A 290-nucleotide genomic window follows, 5' to 3' on the forward strand; every position below is an offset into this window, starting at 1 on the left:
CGGGGTGGCCGAGCAGGCACGCCTCGATTTCCGGCAGCTCGATACGGAAGCCACGAATCTTGACCTGGTGGTCGATCCGGCCCAGGTAATCGATCACGCCGTCCGGCTTCCAGCGCGCCAGGTCGCCAGTGCGGTACATGCGCGCTCCGGGCGCGCCGAACGGATCGGGAACGAAGCGCTCCCCGCTCAGGTCAGGACGGCCATGGTAGCCGCGCGCCAGCAGCTCGCCGCCGATGCACAACTCGCCCGCCGCCCCGACCGGCACCGGGTTCATGTCGGCATCGAGCAGG

The 290-nt window shown here is 70.0% G+C and carries 1 protein-coding gene; it reads right to left on the bottom strand.

The features are described 5' to 3' along the window. A partial coding sequence (locus F1735_RS34790; protein ID WP_167241611.1) for an AMP-binding protein occupies positions 1–290 on the bottom strand: 290 nt, incomplete at both ends.

Source organism: Massilia genomosp. 1 (genome assembly GCF_011682185.1).
Lineage (GTDB): Bacteria > Pseudomonadota > Gammaproteobacteria > Burkholderiales > Burkholderiaceae_D > Telluria_A > Telluria_A rubra.